13 protein-coding genes are annotated in these 17,819 nt (G+C 61.5%); 10 read left to right on the forward strand and 3 right to left on the reverse strand.

All coding sequences use genetic code 11. The features are described from left to right. Position 1 precedes the first annotated feature (1 nt). Positions 2 to 1,132, reverse strand: coding sequence for an AI-2E family transporter (locus CAF65_RS09905; protein ID WP_085716130.1), 1,131 nt, complete (start codon positions 1,130 to 1,132; stop codon positions 2 to 4). A 576-nt stretch (positions 1,133 to 1,708) separates the two neighbouring features. Here CAF65_RS09905 and CAF65_RS09910 point away from each other — a divergent pair. The 5 genes from CAF65_RS09910 (at position 1,709) to CAF65_RS09930 (ending at position 8,854) form a co-directional block, all read left to right on the forward strand. After that, the gene (locus CAF65_RS09910; protein ID WP_085716131.1) at positions 1,709 to 2,611 is read left to right on the forward strand and encodes a LysR family transcriptional regulator; all 903 of its coding nucleotides are present in this window, start codon (positions 1,709 to 1,711) and stop codon (positions 2,609 to 2,611) included. Between the two features lie 119 nt (positions 2,612 to 2,730). After that, positions 2,731 to 3,357, forward strand: a complete 627-nt coding sequence (locus CAF65_RS09915; RefSeq protein WP_085716132.1) for a glutathione S-transferase family protein — start codon at positions 2,731 to 2,733, stop codon at positions 3,355 to 3,357. Positions 3,358 to 3,420: 63 nt separating this feature from the next. Beyond that, positions 3,421 to 5,451 (forward strand): pyridoxamine 5'-phosphate oxidase family protein, encoded by a 2,031-nt coding sequence (locus CAF65_RS09920; RefSeq protein ID WP_085716133.1) that lies wholly within the window; start codon positions 3,421 to 3,423, stop codon positions 5,449 to 5,451. A 108-nt stretch (positions 5,452 to 5,559) separates the two neighbouring features. After that, positions 5,560 to 6,756, forward strand: coding sequence for a DUF3142 domain-containing protein (locus CAF65_RS09925; protein ID WP_085716134.1), 1,197 nt, complete (start codon positions 5,560 to 5,562; stop codon positions 6,754 to 6,756). Then, the gene (locus tag CAF65_RS09930; RefSeq protein ID WP_085716135.1) at positions 6,743 to 8,854 is read left to right on the forward strand and encodes a hypothetical protein; all 2,112 of its coding nucleotides are present in this window, start codon (positions 6,743 to 6,745) and stop codon (positions 8,852 to 8,854) included. Before CAF65_RS09925 ends, CAF65_RS09930 begins: the two co-directional genes overlap by 14 nt. A gap of 3 nt (positions 8,855 to 8,857) precedes the next feature. Here CAF65_RS09930 and CAF65_RS09935 read toward each other — a convergent pair whose 3' ends face one another. Beyond that, positions 8,858 to 9,487: a LysE family translocator gene (locus CAF65_RS09935; protein ID WP_085716136.1), complete on the reverse strand. Its 630-nt coding sequence runs from the start codon at positions 9,485 to 9,487 to the stop codon at positions 8,858 to 8,860. A gap of 145 nt (positions 9,488 to 9,632) precedes the next feature. Here CAF65_RS09935 and CAF65_RS09940 point away from each other — a divergent pair, with 145 nt between their 5' ends. Beyond that, the gene (locus CAF65_RS09940; protein WP_007969928.1) at positions 9,633 to 10,106 is read left to right on the forward strand and encodes an Lrp/AsnC family transcriptional regulator; all 474 of its coding nucleotides are present in this window, start codon (positions 9,633 to 9,635) and stop codon (positions 10,104 to 10,106) included. Between the two features lie 126 nt (positions 10,107 to 10,232). Here CAF65_RS09940 and lpdA read toward each other — a convergent pair whose 3' ends face one another. Further along, the gene (gene lpdA, locus CAF65_RS09945) at positions 10,233 to 11,633 is read right to left on the reverse strand and encodes a dihydrolipoyl dehydrogenase (RefSeq protein WP_085716137.1); all 1,401 of its coding nucleotides are present in this window, start codon (positions 11,631 to 11,633) and stop codon (positions 10,233 to 10,235) included. Between the two features lie 214 nt (positions 11,634 to 11,847). Between lpdA and hflK (CAF65_RS09950) the strand changes: the two genes are divergently transcribed. The 4 genes from hflK (CAF65_RS09950) to CAF65_RS09965 are packed head-to-tail and all read left to right on the forward strand — an operon-like array spanning position 11,848 to position 17,808. After that, positions 11,848 to 13,806, forward strand: a complete 1,959-nt coding sequence (gene hflK, locus CAF65_RS09950; RefSeq protein WP_085716138.1) for a protease modulator HflK — start codon at positions 11,848 to 11,850, stop codon at positions 13,804 to 13,806. After that, positions 13,803 to 14,846: a protease modulator HflC gene (hflC, locus tag CAF65_RS09955; RefSeq protein ID WP_085716139.1), complete on the forward strand. Its 1,044-nt coding sequence runs from the start codon at positions 13,803 to 13,805 to the stop codon at positions 14,844 to 14,846. The genes hflK (CAF65_RS09950) and hflC overlap by 4 nt, the downstream gene beginning before the upstream one ends. Next, positions 14,843 to 15,901 carry a protease modulator HflK gene (hflK, locus tag CAF65_RS09960; protein ID WP_085716140.1) on the forward strand — a complete coding sequence of 353 codons (1,059 nt, stop codon included), beginning with the start codon at positions 14,843 to 14,845 and terminating at the stop codon, positions 15,899 to 15,901. Before hflC ends, hflK (CAF65_RS09960) begins: the two co-directional genes overlap by 4 nt. Further along, positions 15,898 to 17,808: a cation-translocating P-type ATPase gene (locus CAF65_RS09965; protein ID WP_085716141.1), complete on the forward strand. Its 1,911-nt coding sequence runs from the start codon at positions 15,898 to 15,900 to the stop codon at positions 17,806 to 17,808. The genes hflK (CAF65_RS09960) and CAF65_RS09965 overlap by 4 nt, the downstream gene beginning before the upstream one ends. Positions 17,809 to 17,819: the final 11 nt, after the last annotated feature.

The following is a 17,819-nucleotide window of genomic DNA, read 5'->3' on the forward strand; positions in this document are numbered from 1 at the left end:
CTCAGAGGGGACGCTGATCGTCGAGTGCCTCGATTTGCGGTGTCTCGTTCTGTACCTCGGCGGACGGTTGGTCCTGGACCCATTGCCAGAACAGTTGGTAACCCACCGCCAGCGCGACCGGCCCGATGAACAAACCAATGAAGCCGCCGCTCACCATGCCGCCCAGGGCGCCAATCAGAATCACCGGCATCGGGACATCGACGCCACGACCCAGCATCAATGGCTTGAGGACGTTATCGGCCATCCCGGCAATCAGGCTGTAGATAGCAAACACGATAGTGGCCAGGCTGGTCCCTTCGGTGGCGAAGACATAGGCGATCACCGGAAGGGTCACCAGCAGCACTGGCAATTGCATAATCCCCATCAACAGCGCAACCATCGCCAGCAGGCCGGCACCGGGGACGCCCATGAGGACGAAGCCCACGCCCACCAGCAGCATCTGGATAAACGCGATGCCAACCACGCCTTGGGCGACCGCGCGGATGGTTGCCGTGCACAGCTCGGTGATGCGCGGGCCGCGCTCAGGTCCGGAAAGGCGCGAGGTGATGGCCAGTGTGCTTCTTTGGCCGTTTTCGCCATAGGCCATGAGCACACCGGCAATGATCAGGGCACCGATGAACAACAGGAAGCCCACGCCCACGTCGGCCATTTTGCCCAACAAGGTCAGGCCGACGGACTTGAGATACGGCATCAGCTTCATCAGCACGCTGCTCATATCGGTGGCGGCTTGCATCCAGTAGCCATAGAGCGGTTTGCCAATGAGCGGCAGGGAAGCGACCTTTTCGCTGGGGAGCGGAATCTGCAGCGTATCGGACTTGAGGATCGCCAGCGCGCCCTGTACCGACTCACTGATCGAGGTGCCCAGCAGATAGATCGGCACCATCAGCAAGGCCAGGGCGACCACCACGATCAGGGTGGCGGCATGACCGTCCTTGTTGACCAGCTTACGCTTGATGAGCGCATGCAGCGGATACAGGGTGATGGCCAGGATCACCGCCCAGAGCATGAGGTTGAGGAATGGGTGGAAGATCTGGAAGCAGAACAGCACCAGCACGGTAATCAACCCGGCGCGTATCAGTACATCGAGCAAACCACCGGACAGTGCTCTTGCGGAAATGTTTGTGCGCAGCATTCTCGAACTCCCTGCGTGTCATCAGATTAGCCAGCTAGTTGAAGTTCACTCTTCCCTACTCAGTGAATCTTGAAAGCAGAATCGATGGACAGCTGTCCAAGTGTTCTCAACTAACGCCTTATTTCATGTAGGGAAAATTCAACGAGGTACCTACTAAGACTCAATAGGTAACAGGGTGGTTTGTAGTATAGGAGCAGTCGTATATTCCGCCTGTTTACACAGGCTGGAATTGCGCTGCAGTGGATGGAGTCCGCTGACGAGCCCTTGCCTGGAAACGGGTGGGGAGCCAAGCCAATGGCGCTTTTTCCCTGTCAGGCATTAGCCCTTGCAGCGGACGGGGCCGGATAATTGCGAACTGTCTCACCCGCCGCAAGAAAATAATCCTCAATAATTATCAATAATCCCCGGGCCGCTCTTTGAGGGTTGTGACACGCTTCGTTTTTACAGTGGAAGCGCTAGAGTGCAGTAGCCCATTGATTTACTTGATGGTCGGGCGCCCAACTAAATTGTTGAACGCCTGCGCCTGACATTCCGGCCTTCGGTTGCGATTTATCTATCTGAAATGAGGACATGCCTATGGACCGCTTCCAGGAAATGCTGGTCTTCGCTGCCGTCGCCCAGGAACAGGGTTTTTCGGCGGCGGCGCGGCGTTTGGGTCTGTCGGCGGCCAGTGTCACCCGGGCGGTGGCGGCGCTGGAGAAGCGCATTGGTACGCAACTGCTTACGCGCACGACGCGCAGCGTGTATTTGAGTGAGGCCGGTCAGCGATATCTGGAGGACTGTCGGAGAATTCTTGCCGAGGTGCAGGAAGCCGAGGACTCGGCAGCGGGCAGCCACATCCATCCTCGTGGGCAACTGACCATCACCGCTCCGGTTTTGTTTGGCGAGCTGTTTGTCACGCCGCTGATGGTGAGCTACCTGACGCAATTCCCCGAAGTCTGCATCAACGCGCTGTTGGTGGACCGGGTGGTGAGCGTGGTCGAGGAGGGTGTCGATGTGGCCATCCGCATTGGCGAACTCCCTGACAGTAATCAGCATGCGATCCGTGTGGGTGACGTGCGGCGGGTGATCTGCGCCTCGCCACGGTTTCTGGCCAGCCATGGTCGGCCCCGGCACCCACAGGAACTGGCCCACGCGCCAATCATTGCGACATCGGCCATAGGCCAGCTGCGGAGTTGGCCATTCATTGACGACGGCGAAACCTTGAGCGTGCGGGCTGAACCGCGGCTGGTGGTGACAGCGAATCAGGCAGCCATCACGGCGGCCAGCTTGGGATTGGGCTTCACGCGGGTGCTGTCTTATCAAGTCGCGAGCAAGGTGGCTGCCGGAGAGCTGGAAATCATTCTGGCGGACTTCGAACTGCCGCCGTTGCCCATCCATGTGGTCTATCAGGGCGGACGTAAAGCGCCGGCCCGAGTGCGCAGTTTTGTTGATTTCGCGGTGAACACGCTGCGCGAGCATCCAGCGCTCAAGCGTTGAGTTATTTCACCCGGTGAAATAATGGATTGCGTTTGCTGGTGATTCTGTTGCTTTGGTTGAGGGTAGAAGATACGACCCATCTCTCCCCTGAACAGCAGCACTCACCCGAGGTGTCGACCATGCAAGCGATCAAACTCTACAACTTCCCACGTTCCGGCCACGCTCATCGTGTCGAGTTGATGCTGTCCCTGCTGAAATTGCCGACCGAATTGATCTTCGTTGACCTCGCCAAGGGCGAACACAAGCAACCGGCGTTCCTGGCGCTCAATGCTTTCGGTCAGGTGCCGGTGATTGATGACCAGGGCGTGGTGTTGGCCGATTCGAATGCGATTCTGGTTTATCTGGCGCAAAAGTACGGCAACGGTCGCTGGCTGCCGGCTGACCCGGTGGGTGCCGCCAAGGTCCAGCGCTGGTTGTCGGTGGCTGCCGGTCCGATTGCCTTCGGTCCTGCCAGGGCAAGGCTGATCACGGTGTTTGGCGCGCCTTACAACGCTGAAGAAGTGATTGCCTACGCTCACACCGTGCTCAAAGTGATCGATCACGAACTGGCCAATACTCAGTACCTGGCTGGCAGCGAGCCGACGGTGGCCGACGTCGCGGCCTACAGCTACATCGCCCATGCGCCCGAGGGCAATGTGTCGCTGGACGAGTACGCCAACATTCGCGCCTGGCTGGCCCGCATCGAAGCCTTGCCGGGTTTTGTCGGCATGCCACGCACCATCGCCGGTTTGCAAAAAACTGCCTGATGCCCGCAGCCCGGAGTTGCCGGGCCGCCCCGTTCTGCGCCAGTGGCGCAGGGGAGAAGCCGTATGGACCGTTCACCCTGGCATGCCGGCGAGAAACAATTGCAGGCGCATGTGGGCGTTGCCGAACGAATGGAGGTGTTCGGTCGTAAGGTGATTCGCAGCGAGATGCCGGATCAGCACCGCACGTTCTATCAGCAATTGCCGTTCATGCTGTACGGAGCGGTGGATGCCGACGGTCATCCCTGGGCCAGTATCCTTGAAGGCCAGCCCGGTTTCGCACAATCGCCAGAACCGGGCCTGCTGCAATTTCGCAGCCTGCCTGCACTTGATGATCCTGCGCAGTTGAGCGACGGCTCGGCCATCGGCTTTCTGGGCATCGAGCTGCATACCCGTCGCCGCAATCGCATCAATGGGCATGTTCGTGCCATGACAACCGGTGGTTTCGCGGTGGCGGTGGATCAGTCCTTCGGCAATTGCCCGCAGTACATTCAGTTGCGCCAGTTTCACTCGGTGCCACTGGCCGACCCTTCGACGCGTGTCGCGCAACATTTCAGCGAACTGGATGATGCGGCCAAGGCCATGATCGCCGAAGCGGACACATTCTTCGTTGCCAGTTATGTGGATGTCGATGGCGAGCGCTCGGTGGATGTGTCTCACCGTGGCGGCCAGACCGGTTTTGTACGTGTGGAAGGCAATCGCCTGACCATTCCGGATTTCGCCGGCAACCTGCATTTCAACACCTTGGGCAACCTGCTGCTCAATCCCCGGGCCGGGTTATTGTTCATCGATTTCAATACCGGTGATTTGCTGCAGCTCAGCGGGCGCACCGAAATCATCCTGGAGGGCCCGCAGGTCGAGGCGTTCCAGGGCGCCGAGCGTCTGTGGACCATCGATGTCGAGCAAGTCGTACGGCGCCCGGCCGCCCTGGCGTTGCGCTGGCGCTTCGACGGCGTGTCACCCACCAGTTTGCTCACTGGTACATGGGAGCAGGCCACGGCGCGTTTGCAGGCCAAGGCTCTGGGTGATCAATGGCGGCCGTTGCGGGTGGCGCGGATTGAAGCGCAAAGCCACAACATTCGCTCGATTTACCTGGAGCCCGCCGATGGGGCCGGATTGCCACTGTTTCAGGCCGGGCAGCATTTGCCCCTGCGCTTCAACATTGACGGTGATGTGCACATTCGCACGTACAGTTTATCGAGTGCGCCGTCCGATGATTTTTTCCGCATCAGCGTGAAGCGTGACGGGCGGGTGTCTACGCATTTGCATGAGCAGATTCGTGTCGGCGACCTGCTGGAGGCGCGGGCGCCACAAGGGCATTTCACCGTGGCGCCCCATGAGCGTCGGCCACTGGTGTTGCTGGCGGCCGGGGTGGGCATCACGCCCCTGTTGTCGATGCTGCGGGAGGTGGTTTACCAGGGATTGCGTACCCGCCGTATCCGCCCGACATGGTTTATCCAGAGTTCGCGCACGCTGGCCGACCAGCCGTTTCGCCACGAACTGGATCGCTTGCTCGAAGACGCCGGTGACGCGGTGCGGCTAGTGCGTTTGCTCAGCCAGCCGGAAGCCTGGGCGATACAAGGAGAGGACTTCGACCTCTGTGGGCGGATCGACGTCGCGCTGCTCAAGGAACTGCTGACAGTCGAGGACTACGATCAGCCGGATTTTGTCGTCTGTGGCCCCGGCAGTTTTACCCAGGCGCTGTACGACGGCCTGCGCGAGTTGGACATTCGCGACTCGCGGATTCACGCCGAAACCTTCGGCCCGTCCACCTTGCGTCGGCGCCCGGACCCTGATGCAGTGGTCATCGAGCAACCGCCAGCCGCCGCCACGTCCGTGCCGGTGGTATTCCAGCGCTCGGCCAAGGAAGCGCGCTGGCAGCCAGAGGGCGGCAGCTTGCTGGAGTTAGCGGAAAGCCGTGGCCTGCGTCCGGAATTCAGTTGTCGCGGCGGCTCCTGCGGCACCTGCAAGACGCGCTTGATCAGCGGTCAGGTGCATTACCCACTGCCGCCAGCGGAGGTTCCGGATGACGGACACGTGCTGATTTGCTGTGCGATTCCGGCCCAGGGAGCGCAGCCGTTGGTGCTCGATATCTGAAGGAAGATTGCTGACGAACATTGCCCGTCGGTTGATGGCTGAGTAGGGTAGGGGCAGAACGAACAGGGCCGCACAGGCCCTTTCTGCCTTTCAGGAACAGGCGTTTCAATGGTTTTTTTCACTCGCTCGATCGCCTTGCTAATAGCGCTGGCGCTGACCACCGGTTGCGAAAGAAAGGACGCACCGCCGCTGGATCAGCAACTCTACGTCTGGCAGCGGCAGTGGACGCCGGCCCACGAGGCCGCCCTCAGGGACAGCCGTGCAGACTTTTCGACGTTGCGGGTGCTGGCCTTGCAGGCCTTCCCCAAGGCGGGCTGGAGCCGAGCCCGAGTGGATTGGCAGTTGCTCAAGCGCGATGGCCGGCCGGTGATTGCGGTGGTTCGCCTGGATGGACAGCTCAAGGCGCTGGACCAGGAAGAGATCACAGCGCAAATCCGCCAGGTGATCAGCGATTGGCAGGGACAAGGGTTGAACCTCGCCGGTGTGGAAATCGACCACGATGCGGGTAATGCCCGGCTGCCGGCGTACCGCGAATTTCTTGCGAATTTGCGTGAAGCGTTGCCGACTTCGCTGCCGCTGAGCATCACCGCGTTGCCGTCCTGGCTCGACAGTCGCGAACTGCCGGCGTTGTTATCCACAGTCGACAGCAGCGTGTTGCAGGTGCATGCGGTGAGCGATCCGCGTCGCGGTTTGTTTGATGCCGATCAGGCCCGGCAATGGGCGAAGGCCTGGAGCCGCGTCACGACAAAACCGTTCTATCTGGCGCTGCCAGCCTACGGCGTGGCGTTGCTGCCGTCGGCGGGCGGCGCGCCTGTTGTGGAAAGCGAAGTGACCGTGGAGCGTGAAGGCCTGCGCCGGGAATTACTGGCCGATCCGCAGTCATTGCGCAGCCTCGGCGCCGAACTGCGTGCCGATCCACCGAAGCATCTGGCGGGCCTGATCTGGTTTCGCCTGCCACTGGCCAACGACCGTCGGGCCTGGAGTCTGACCACCTTGCGCGCCGTGGCTCGCGGCGATGTCCTCGACAGTCGATTGACGCTGAAACTCTCGTCCGACAATGGCCTCTATGACATTGGCATCAGCAACCAGGGCAATCTCGACAGCGCTTGGCCCGAACGCCTGACATTGGCGGTCAGTGGTTGTGAGGGGGCCGATGCCCTGGCCGGTTACGCGTTGCAACAGCGTTCGGATCTGCTTACCTTCACCCGCTTGCGCGACGGTCGAATACCGGCCGGCGGACAGCGTGCCATTGGTTGGGCTCGCTGCGCACACATTGATCAAGGAGGTTCGAATGTTCACCCGTAACTGGCCGCGTCATTTGCTTTGCCTGAGCCTCAGCCTGCCGCTGGGTTCGGCGCTGGCCTGCGGCCCGGACTTTCCCATGCGCCTGCTGGATAACCGTGGCCAGTCGCTGGCGGAACTGCCGGAAGGCAACTTCGGCTTCGAAATCAACCGGCTCGGCCACGCCATCAAAGGATTGAAGAACGTCACCGCTGGCGCCAACTACAGCGATGAACCTGACCTTGCAGCGCAGCGGGATCAGGCTGAGCAGGCGGGTCTTTCCGCTGAGCAACAAGTGTTGGTGAAACACCTGCGCAGCCTGACCAATGCACGTCAGGTTGAAACCGAAGGGGCGCAACTGCCGCCCGAGCTCAGGTTGTACCTGGCGGGCGCCGTGGCATTTGGCGTGGGCGATTCGGCCCTGGCTGCCGGGTATTTCAAGCAAGTGCTGGCCTTGCCCGCAGAACAACGGGCTTCGCGCAGCACCTGGGCGGCTTACTCACTGGGGCGCGCGTTATTCACCATGAGCGTCGAAGCCGACGCGAATCCGGACTTGCTCGAACAATCCCGCAAGGCCTTTGAGCAAACCCGGCAACTGAGCATCGACGGCTTCAGCGATCCACTTGAGCTGGGTGTCGCCAGCCTCGGCGAAGAAGCCCGGGTGGTGCGCACCGCCGGGGACTGGAACCGTGCCATCGAGCTGTACGCCACGCAAAATCTGCACGGCTCCACGGTGGGCTACAACTCGCTGAAGCTATTGATGACGGACTTGATGACGCTGCCGGATGATCAAGTGGCCGAGTTGCTCAAGGGCCAGCCCGTGCAGCAGTTGGTGACCGCATCGCTGATCAGCCGGTTGGGCTGGTCATTCGGCGATCAACCTGCTAACGAACAAAAAATGATCAAGCTGCTGCAACATAGCACCCGTGGCAGTCTCGAAAACGCCGACCGCCTGGCGGCGATGAATTATCAACAGGGCGATTACGCCAGCGCCAAGGTTTTCCTCGAACATGCCGGCGATGGTGGATTGGCCTGGTGGTTGCGGGCAAAACTGGCGGTGCGCGAGGGCGATAAAACCGCGGCCGCCGCAGCCTATGCCAAAGCGGCCCAGGCCTTCCCGCAGAATGAATCCTGGGGTGAGCGACGGACTCCGGACTTCGATTACGAAACACTGCAGCCCAAATGCCGTGTCGAGGGAGAAAGTGCGATCCTGGCCCTGCAACGCGGGGATTACCTGCAAGCCTTCGATCAGTTGTATCGCAGCCAGAGCATTTACTGGTTCGACGCCGCCACCGTGGCCGAGCGCGTGTTGACCCTCGAAGAGCTCAAGCACTACGTCGACACACAAGTGCCGGCCCCGCCGCCGCTCAGCCAGCAGGACCGCGACAACTACGTGCCCTTGCCGGTGGCGGCGAGCCTGCGCAATCTGTTGGCGCGGCGTTTGTTGCGCGAGGGGCATTACGAGCAAGCGCTGGCTTACTTCGACAATGACGGCTTGCGGCACAAGGCCAAGCTGTATGGCGAGCAACGTCTGGCGGCTGATTCGGCCTGGTGGCCGACTCGTCGCGCCGCAGCGCTGTTCAATGCGGCCTGGACGGCACGCGAGTGGGGCATGGACATTCTGGGCTATGAAATGGCGCCGGATTACGCCACGTTCGGCGGTAACTACGTTCTCGAAAGCGCCGAACTCAAGGTCGGTCCATTAGTGGCCGAGGACGAAGTGAAGCGTCAGCAGGCCAGCGCTGCCCGGCCTGATCAGCGTTACCACTATCGCTTCGTGGCCACGGCGCTGGCGAACAAGGCGGCGGATAACTTGCCTCACACCAGCCAGGCGTTTGCGGCGGTGCTGTGCGAGGCTTCTGGGTGGAACAGCAGCCTCGAGGAGCAAAGTGCGATTTATCAGCGTTATGTCAAAGAAGGGCCTTATGTGGAATGGGCCGCCGATTTCGGCCACCAGTGTCCGTATCCCGACTTCGAGAACGCCGACAAGCGCTACGTGACCCAAGTCACCGACGCTGCGCGTTCGGCCTTGCGCCCGTACAAGAGGCCGTTACAGGTTGGTGGCGTACTGGCGGTGTTGGCAGCCGCGCTGTTGTTCAATCGCCGCCGCAAGGCGCAGTGAGGTTCAGGCCTGCTGCACAAAGGTCAGCCGTACGGCGAAACCGATCAACAGGCTGCCGAACAACCATTGTTGCAGGCGCTGGGCTGAGGGGCTGCGTTGCAGCCAACGGCCGAGCGCTGCGCCAACCAGAGCGTAGGCGCTGTCGAACAGCAAACCGACACCGACCAGCACCACGCCCAACGTCGCGAATTGTCCTAGCACCGCTCCGTCCTGAGGATTGATGAACTGCGGTAGCAACACCGAGCAGAACAACAGTGCCTTGGGATTGAGCAGGTTGGTCAGCAGTCCGCGTCGAATGGCGGCGCCCCAGCGCGGTTTTTCGCCGGTTGCGTCGGCGCTGGTGAGGCTCGGCAGCATTGTGGTTCGCAGGCACTGAATGCCGATCCACAGCAAGTACGCGGCACCTGCCAGGCGCACCACGTCGAAGGTCCAGGGCGCAGCCTTGAACAGTGCCGCCAACCCCAGCGCCGCCAATGCCACATGGCAACCCCGGGCGATGCCCAACCCCACGGCCGTCGCCAGCGCGGCGCCTTTGCCCTGGCGGGCACCGGTCTGCAACAGCAGGATCATGTCTGGCCCCGGCAATAGATAGACCACCGCCAGCGCCATGAAAAACAGCCAGAGCCCCTGCATGTTGCACCCCATTCGTTGTCGATTCGGTCGTGTCAGTCTAGGGCTGGAGGGCAGGGCAGGTGCTTGCGTTGTTGGCTTCTATCGGCTTCTGTCTTGGCATAATCTGCCACTTATTCACACTTGAACCATCAGGATCTGCCAAACCATGAAACTCGATGCCTACGACCGCAAGATTCTCGCCGCGCTGCAACGGGATGGTCGCCTGAGCAATGTGCAACTGGCAGACGAGATTGGCCTGTCTGCATCGCCTTGCTTGCGCCGGGTGCGGATGCTTGAAGAGGCTGGGGTTATTCGCGGCTACCAGGCCAACCTGGATCGCGATGAAGTGGGGTTGGGGCTGACGGTGTTTGTCGGGGTCAAGGTCGAACGTCATAACGACGAACAAGCCGAAGCCTTTCGCCTCGCGGTGACGGCATTGCCCGAGGTCATTTCGGCGTTTCTGGTGTCAGGGGAATCGGATTTTCTGCTGCAAGTGGTGGTGCCGGACTTGCGTGCCTATGACCGGTTTCTCACCGGGCGTTTGTTGAAGTTGCCGGGTGTGAGCGACATCCGCAGCAACTTTGCGATTCACACGGTGAAGGCCCCGGGGGCGTTGCCGTTGGAGCATTTGCCTCTTTAAACCACATATACTGCTATCGCGAGCAGGCTCGCTCCCACAGGTACAGCGCAAACCATGTGGGAGCGAGCCTGCTCCGGGCGGCGATCCGACGATGGCGATAGATCTGTCACCCAAGTCCTCCGGGTCTTACATCTGCGTCGCCATTCCCTCCACATTCATCGCCGCCTGACGCAAGGCCTCGGAGCGGGTCGGGTGTGGGTGGCAGGTCAGGGCGATGTCCTCGGCCGAGGCGCTGAATTCCATGGCCACGCAATACTCGCCAATCATTTCACTGACGCTGGGGCCAACCAGATGCACGCCAAGGACTTCGTCGGTGCGCTCATCGGCCAGCACTTTGGCGAAGCCTTCGGTTTCGTGGTTGATCTTCGCCCGACTGTTGGCGGTAAAGGGAAATTTGCCGACCTTGTATGCCCGGCCTTCAGCCTTGAGCTGCTCTTCGGTCTTGCCGACGCTGGCCAGCTCCGGTTTGGTGTAGACCACACTGGGGATCAGGTTGTAATTGACCTCGCCAGCCTTGCCGACCATCTGTTCGACGCAGGCCATGGCTTCGTCCTCGGCCTTGTGGGCGAGCATGGGGCCGGAGGTCACGTCACCAATCACCCAGACCCCGACGGCTTCGGTGCGATGCCCCTTGTTGGCGAGCATGCCGCGCTTGTCCGTGGCGAGGCCGACGTTCTCCAGGCCCAGGCCCTTTGTATAAGGTCGGCGCCCGATGGCCACCAGCACGTAATCGGCTTCAAGCAATTGCGCGGTACCGCCTGCGGCAGGCTCGATGCTGAGCTGCACGCCGGTGGCGGAGGTGGTGGCGCTGGTGACTTTTGAACTCAACTTGAAACTCAAGCCTTGTTTGCTCAGGGAACGCTGCAGGGTTTTGCCGGCTTCGATGTCCACACCGGGGCAGATCCGGTCGAGAAACTCGACCACCGTTACCTGCGCCCCCAGGCGCCGCCATACCGAACCCAGCTCCAGGCCGATCACGCCGGCGCCGATCACCACCAGATGCCTGGGTACCTCGGTGAGTGCCAGGGCGCCGGTGGAGTCGAGGATGCGTTTGTTATCGATGTCCACACCGGGCAGGGGAGTGGGTTCGGAACCGGTGGCGATGATGATGTCCCTGGCGCTCAGTTCGGTCTTGCCGCCAGCACTATCGGTCACGGTGACTTTGCCCGGTCCGTCGATGTGGCCCCAGCCTCTGATCCAGTCGACTTTGTTTTTGCGGAAAAGAAACTCGATGCCCTTGGTCAGCCCGGTAACGCTTTCATCCTTTTGCCTCATCATCTGGGCGAGGTTGAGCACGGGTTTGACTTCGATCCCCAGATTGGCGAATTCCGCGCCCATGGCTGCGTCGTACAGTTCGGAGGCATGCAGCAACGCCTTGGATGGCATGCAGCCGACGTTCAGGCAGGTGCCGCCAAGTGTGGCGCGTCCTTCCACGCAGGCGGCTTTCAGACCCAGTTGTCCGGCGCGGATCGCCGCGTTGTAACCGCCGGGGCCACCGCCGAGTATCACGACGTCATAAGTGCTCATGGATGTACTCCTGGATCGAAAGGGAAAGAGATCGGTAAAAGTAGTCCCTGAATAAAATTACGAACGTAATATGTGCATTCCGCAGCATTTCGGTCAAGGCTTCAGGTAAGCGACAGGTTGGGCATCCTTAGATAGCGCGCTTGAGTACGGAAATTTCACCTTTATCGTTATATCGTAACGAATTGTCATGTAAGTGAAGACATTCTGGGGTGGTATGCAAGTCGATCTCGATGCTGATGAAACGCCGCTAGCCGGGTTGCCGCGCTTTCAGCAGGCGTTCATTCAAGGGCGGCGTTTGCGCCAGTTCGCCATCGGTGCGGGCGTACTCGCGACTGTGGCTGTGCTGCTGGCGCTTTTTGCCGGGCTGTTTACGTCGCAAACATTGTGGCCAGCGTTGCTGCTGAACCTGAGCATGGCGTTTGTCGTGTTGATGGCGGGTGTGCAATCGGCCTGGTGGGTGGCCCAGTGGCGTGCCCGCGCCATGAATCCCGTGGTGCCGATGGTCGTTGTCGACGAACCTGTCGCCCCTGCCGGGTGGTATGAACGTTTGCTGGACCGGATCGGCCAGCAATCTCGGCACTTGCTCGGGCAAATCGGCGCGCCGACGCTGTGGCTTGGCGGTTGGGCATTGCTGGCGATATTGGGCATAGAACAGGCCTGGAATCTCACTTTACCCCCGGCAGTGTTGGGTCTGACGGCCACTGTCGGAGCGGCATGCGCATTGCTGTTGGCGTTCGGCCTGTTGGTGATGGAGCGTCATCTGGCGCAGGAAAACACCGCGCAATGGCCCGAAGCCGCCGCGTTGGCGCAATTGACTCGTGTGACGATCATCAGCCTGGTACTCGGTGCTTTTTGTCTGTTGTTTGCCGATGAAACGTCGGTATGGCCCGTACGCCTGGCGGTGTTGATCGGCCTGCTGCCGGGGCTGGTGGCGGCAGAACTGTTGCTGCGCGCGGTGTTGTCATTGTTCAGCCCGCGCCGCGAACGCCTTGAGCCGGAGCTGCTGGCGCGCAGTTTTGTCGCTGACATGCTGCGCTGGCCACCCCAGCCATTGCTGGCGTTGCAGCACGAATTGCATAACCGCTTCGGCATCGATCTGCGGCAGATCTGGGCCTTCACTTATATGCGTCGGGCGTTCCTGCCGGTGTTGGCGGTGGTTGCGCTGGTTGGCTGGTCACTGACCGGCATTCACGAAGTTGCGCTGCAAGGGCGTGGCATCTACGAGCGATTCGGCAAGCCAGTGGAGGTGTTTGGCCCCGGTTTGCATGCCGGCTTGCCATGGCCATTGGGCCGGGTGTTGAGCGTCGAGAATGGCGTGGTTCACGAGTTGGCCACCAGTGTTGGCGAAACCTCGGCCCCCGCTCAGGCCGACCCTGCCGAAGGCCCGGCCCCGGCGATTGCCAATCGCCTGTGGGACGCCAGCCACGTGAACGACAAATCCCAGGTGATCGCCAGCAGCCGAGCCGACAAGCAGAGCTTTCAGATCGTCAACATGGACGTGCGCTTCGTCTATCGCATTGGCCTCAGCGATGAGGCGGCGTTGGCCGCGACCTATAACAGTGCCGATGTGCCGATGTTGATCCGCAGCACTGCCAGCCGAATCCTGGTTCACGACTTCGCTTCCCGCACCCTCGACGGTTTGCTTGGCGAGGACAGGGTAGGGCTGGCGGAAGAAATCGGCCGCGCCGTCCAGGCTGACCTGCAAAAACTCGACAGCGGCGTGGAAATTCTCGCCACGGTGGTCGAGGCGATTCACCCGCCGGCCGGTGCAGCCAACGCCTATCACGGCGTGCAAGCGGCGCAGATTGGTGCACAAGCGTTGATCGCTCGGGAACGCGGCGCCGCTGCCGAGGCCACCAACCAGGCGCAGTTGCAGGCCAGCATCGCCCGCGATCAGGCGACGGCCAGCGCCCGTGAAATCAATGCTGGCGCCCAAGCGGCAGACCTGAAATTCAACGCCGAACAGAAAGCCTTCGCCAGCGCCGGTCAGGCTTTTGTGCTGGAGCAATATTTCAGTCAGTTGTCCCAGGGTTTGGCCAATGCCAAATTGCTGGTTCTTGATCGTCGTCTGGGCGGCAGCAGCAATGCGCCGACCATCGACCTCCGTACGTTCACGCTGCCGGTTGACCCTGCGCCGTCGCGTAAAACCGCTCAGCCAGGAGCTGCCAATTGAGCCAGTCCCATACTCACGATCACGATGACCACGCCGGCGACGATCACGGCCATGGCGGGCATCACCACCACGGCCATCACCATCATCACCACGGCGATCCGCAGGAGGCCGGTCCATTCCCGTGGCGTCGCATGGGGTGGGCTGCATTGCTGGTGGCGTTTGCAGTCGCTGCCGCAAGCCTGGTGCAGGTGCGTTCGGGTGAGGCCACGGTGATCACACGCTTCGGCAACCCTTCACGAGTCTTGCTGGAACCAGGGTTGGGCTGGCGCTGGCCGGCACCGTTCGAGGCGGCGATTCCGGTGGATCTGCGGCTGCGCACCACGTCCAGTGGTTTGCAGGATGTCGGTACCCGGGACGGTTTGCGCATCATCGTCCAGGCTTACGTGGCGTGGCAGGTACAGGGCGATCCAGACAACGTGCAACGTTTCATGCGCGCGGTGCAGAACCAGCCCGATGAAGCCGCGCGGCAGATTCGCACCTTTGTCGGCTCCGCACTGGAAACCACCGCCAGCAGTTTTGATCTGGCGAACTTGGTGAATACCGATGCCAGCCAGGTGCGCATCGCCGATTTCGAAGCACAACTGCGCAAGCAAATCGATCAGCAACTGCTCACCACTTATGGCGTGCGCGTGTTGCAGGTCGGTATCGAACGATTGACGCTGCCTTCGGTGACGCTCACCGCGACCGTTGACCGGATGCGTGCCGAGCGTGAAACCATCGCCACTGAACGCACGGCCATCGGCAAGCGTGAAGCTGCGCAAATTCGTTCCGCCGCCGAGCGCGATGCGCGAATTGTGCAGGCCGATGCCACGGTGAAAGCGGCGGATATCGAAGCGCAATCTCGGGTCGAAGCGGCGCAGATTTATGGGCGTGCCTATGCTGGATCGCCGCAGCTCTACAACCTGCTGCGCTCACTCGACACGCTGGGTACGGTGGTGACGCCCGGAACCAAGCTGATTCTGCGCACCGACGCCGCACCGTTCCGGGTGTTGGTTGACGGTCCGCCGAGCCTCGACAACAAGTCCGGATCGCAGCCATGAGTTTGGTTCCACGTGGAACAAATGAGTTGAGCAGCCCCTGGATTCAGGCCGGGCGATTGGCGTTTATTGCCCTGTACGCAGTGACGGTATTGGCGGCGTTAGCGTGGGCGTTTTCCAATGTGCGGCAGATCGATCCACAAAATCGCGCCGTGGTTTTGCATTTCGGCGCGCTGGATCGCATCCAGAATGCCGGGCTGTTATTGGCTTGGCCGCAACCGTTCGAACAGGTGATTTTGTTGCCGGCGGCGGATCGGGTGATCGAGCGGCGAGTGGACAGTCTGTTGCGCAGTGGTGTCGCGATGCAGGCAGATCGCGTGGCCAGTTTTGCCACGCCCATCAGCGATACCCTCGCAGGCTCCGGCTATCTGTTAACGGGGGATGCCGGTGTGGTGCAACTCGATGTGCGGGTTTTCTACAAAGTCACCGAGCCTTATGCGTTCGTGCTTCAGGGCGAACACGTGTTGCCGGCGCTGGATCGTCTGGTGACCCGCAGCGCAGTAGCGCTCACCGCCGCCCGGGATCTGGACACCATCCTGGTCGCTCGTCCGGAATTGATCGGCGCCGATAACCAGGCGGCGGAACGACGCGAGCGCTTGCGTGGTGATCTGGTGCAGGGCATCAATCAACGGCTGGCGGAACTCACTGCAACAGGGCAAGGCTTGGGGATCGAAGTGGCGCGGGTGGATGTGCAATCGAGTTTGCCAAGCCCTGCGGTGAACGCTTTCAACGCAGTACTGACGGCCAGCCAGCAAGCCGATAAGGCCGTCGCCAATGCGCGCACCGAAGCCGAGAAGTTGACGCAGTCCGCCAATGAGCAAGCCGACCGTACCCTGCAAGTGGCCCATGCCCAGGCGAGCGAGCGACTGGCCAAAGCCTCGGCAGATACCGCCACAGTGTTGAGCCTGGCCAAGGCGCAGCAGCAGGGGACTGACCCGCAAATGCTGCTGCGCATCTATCGCGAGCGGATGCCGAAAATTCTCGGCCAGGCCGGCTCTGTCACGACGGTCGATCCCAAAGACGATTCCCGCCTGATCATTCAGGGAGCAACACAATGACTGCGCAAACCGCCACCGCGCCGAGCATGTTGTCTTCGGCAGAACAACGTAGCGCCGCGCGCCAACTGACCCTGGCCATGCTCGCATTGGGCCTGCTTGCGCTGGGCCTGATCTGGCGATGGCTGGCGCCGGAGCAGTCCGGTGTCAGTCAATTGCTGCTGGGGTTCGCCTCGTTGCTGGTCGCTGTGCCGGTCATGCGCTCGGCCTGGTACAGCTTGCGTTATCCAAGCCTGCACGGCATCACCGATCAATTGATTGCCCTGGCCATGCTGGGTGCCTGGGCCACCGGCGATCTGCTGACGGCGGCGCTGTTGCCGATCATCATGATTTTCGGCCACGTGCTGGAAGAGCGCAGCGTGATCGGCTCCCAGGAAGCGATTCACGCACTGGGCAAACTGACCCGCAGCCACGCACGCAAGATTCAGGCGGACGGCTCCATCATCGAAGTCGACAATGGCACGCTCAAGGCTGGTGATCGGGTCGAGGTGCGCGCCGGGGACCGGGTGCCGGCGGATGGCCGGGTGTTGTCCGGTCAGGCCAGTCTGGACACCGCCTCCATTACCGGCGAGTCGGTACCGATCGAGGCTGGCGTCGGCATGTCGGTGTTCGGTGGTGCGATCAACCTCGACGGTCTGCTGCGAATCGAAGTGACCCGCACCGGCCAGGAGTCGACCCTCGGTAAAGTCATCGCCCTGATGCAAAACGCCGAGCGCTCCAAGCCGCCGATCACTCGTCTGCTGGAGCGTTACGCCGGCAGCTATATGGTGCTGGTGTTGCTGCTGGCCGCCGTGACCTGGTTCATCACCAACAACGCTCAAGCGATGCTCGCGGTGTTGGTCGCAGCCTGTCCTTGTGCATTGGTGTTGTCGGCACCGGCCACGGCGATTGCCGGTGTGGCCGTAGCGGCACGTCACGGCATTTTGATCCGCAGTTCTGCGTTCCTTGAAGAGTTGGCAGACCTCACCTCCCTGGTGGTCGATAAAACCGGGACGCTGACCTTCGGCACCTTGCGCCTGCAATCCATCGACAGTCCGCTTGAGGACCGCAGCCATGTCCTCAAGCTGGCTGCCAGCCTTGGTTCGGCCAGCAGTCACCCGGTCAGCCGAGCGCTGGCGGGATTGGTGACCCAAGAGCATTTCCTGCTGCTTTCCGACATCCATGAGCGCCAGGGCCTGGGCGTGGTGGCGATGACCGGGCAGGGCGAAGCGGCGCTCGGCCGACCGGAGTTGTTCGCGCAACTGGGCATCAGCACAACAACGGTTCCCGATCACGACGGTCCGATCGCAGGGTTGGCACTCAATGGTGAGTTCCTTGCGTGGCTGTTGCTGGCCGACAGCGTCAAACCCGAGGCGCAGTTTGCCTTGAGCGAGTTGCGTGACCTTGGATTGGGTCGCCAGTTGTTGCTCACCGGTGACCGGCACAGCGTCGCGCAAACGCTCGCCCGGGATGTCGGGATCAGTGACGTCGAAGCGCAAGCGCTGCCCGAAGACAAACTCAACCGTGTGCTCAAGGAGATCGATAGCGGCTTCCGGCCGATGGTGGTCGGCGATGGCATCAATGACTCACTGGCCCTCAAGGCTGGTGTGGTCGGTGTAGCCATGGGCGCCGGCGGCGCAGACATCGCCCTGGCATCGGCGGATATCGTGCTGATCGGCAGTGACTTGCGCCGCCTTGGCACCTGCGTGCGCCTGAGTCGTCAGTGCCGCCAGACGCTGCAGGTGAATGTGATCATCGGACTGGGCTGGACCTTGGCGATCGTGGCCTTCGCCGCGTTCGGCTGGCTTGGCGCTGCCGGGGCGATGATTGCGGCGCTGCTGCATAACCTCAGCACCTTGTTGGTGTTGGGCAATGCCGGTCGTTTGCTGCGGTTCCAGGAGCCACTGCTCAAACTCAAGGATGAAGCCTGAAGGCGAATGCT

Origin of the sequence: Pseudomonas sp. B28(2017) (genome assembly GCF_002113025.1) — a bacterium.
In the GTDB taxonomy this organism is placed as follows: Bacteria; Pseudomonadota; Gammaproteobacteria; order Pseudomonadales; family Pseudomonadaceae; genus Aquipseudomonas.

Bases quoted from the DNA above. Each gene is read 5' to 3' on its own strand.
- CAF65_RS09965 (WP_085716141.1), top strand. From the start codon at position 15,898: ATGACTGCGCAAACCGCCACCGCGCCGAGCATGTTGTCTTCGGCAGAA.
- hflK (WP_085716138.1), top strand. From the start codon at position 11,848: ATGCAAGTCGATCTCGATGCTGATGAAACGCCGCTAGCCGGGTTGCCG.
- CAF65_RS09910 (WP_085716131.1), top strand. From the start codon at position 1,709: ATGGACCGCTTCCAGGAAATGCTGGTCTTCGCTGCCGTCGCCCAGGAA.
- CAF65_RS09930 (WP_085716135.1), top strand. From the start codon at position 6,743: ATGTTCACCCGTAACTGGCCGCGTCATTTGCTTTGCCTGAGCCTCAGC.
- CAF65_RS09925 (WP_085716134.1), top strand. From the start codon at position 5,560: ATGGTTTTTTTCACTCGCTCGATCGCCTTGCTAATAGCGCTGGCGCTG.
- CAF65_RS09915 (WP_085716132.1), top strand. From the start codon at position 2,731: ATGCAAGCGATCAAACTCTACAACTTCCCACGTTCCGGCCACGCTCAT.
- CAF65_RS09920 (WP_085716133.1), top strand. From the start codon at position 3,421: ATGGACCGTTCACCCTGGCATGCCGGCGAGAAACAATTGCAGGCGCAT.
- CAF65_RS09905 (WP_085716130.1), bottom strand. From the start codon at position 1,132: ATGCTGCGCACAAACATTTCCGCAAGAGCACTGTCCGGTGGTTTGCTC.
- CAF65_RS09935 (WP_085716136.1), bottom strand. From the start codon at position 9,487: ATGCAGGGGCTCTGGCTGTTTTTCATGGCGCTGGCGGTGGTCTATCTA.
- lpdA (WP_085716137.1), bottom strand. From the start codon at position 11,633: ATGAGCACTTATGACGTCGTGATACTCGGCGGTGGCCCCGGCGGTTAC.
- CAF65_RS09940 (WP_007969928.1), top strand. From the start codon at position 9,633: ATGAAACTCGATGCCTACGACCGCAAGATTCTCGCCGCGCTGCAACGG.
- hflK (WP_085716140.1), top strand. From the start codon at position 14,843: ATGAGTTTGGTTCCACGTGGAACAAATGAGTTGAGCAGCCCCTGGATT.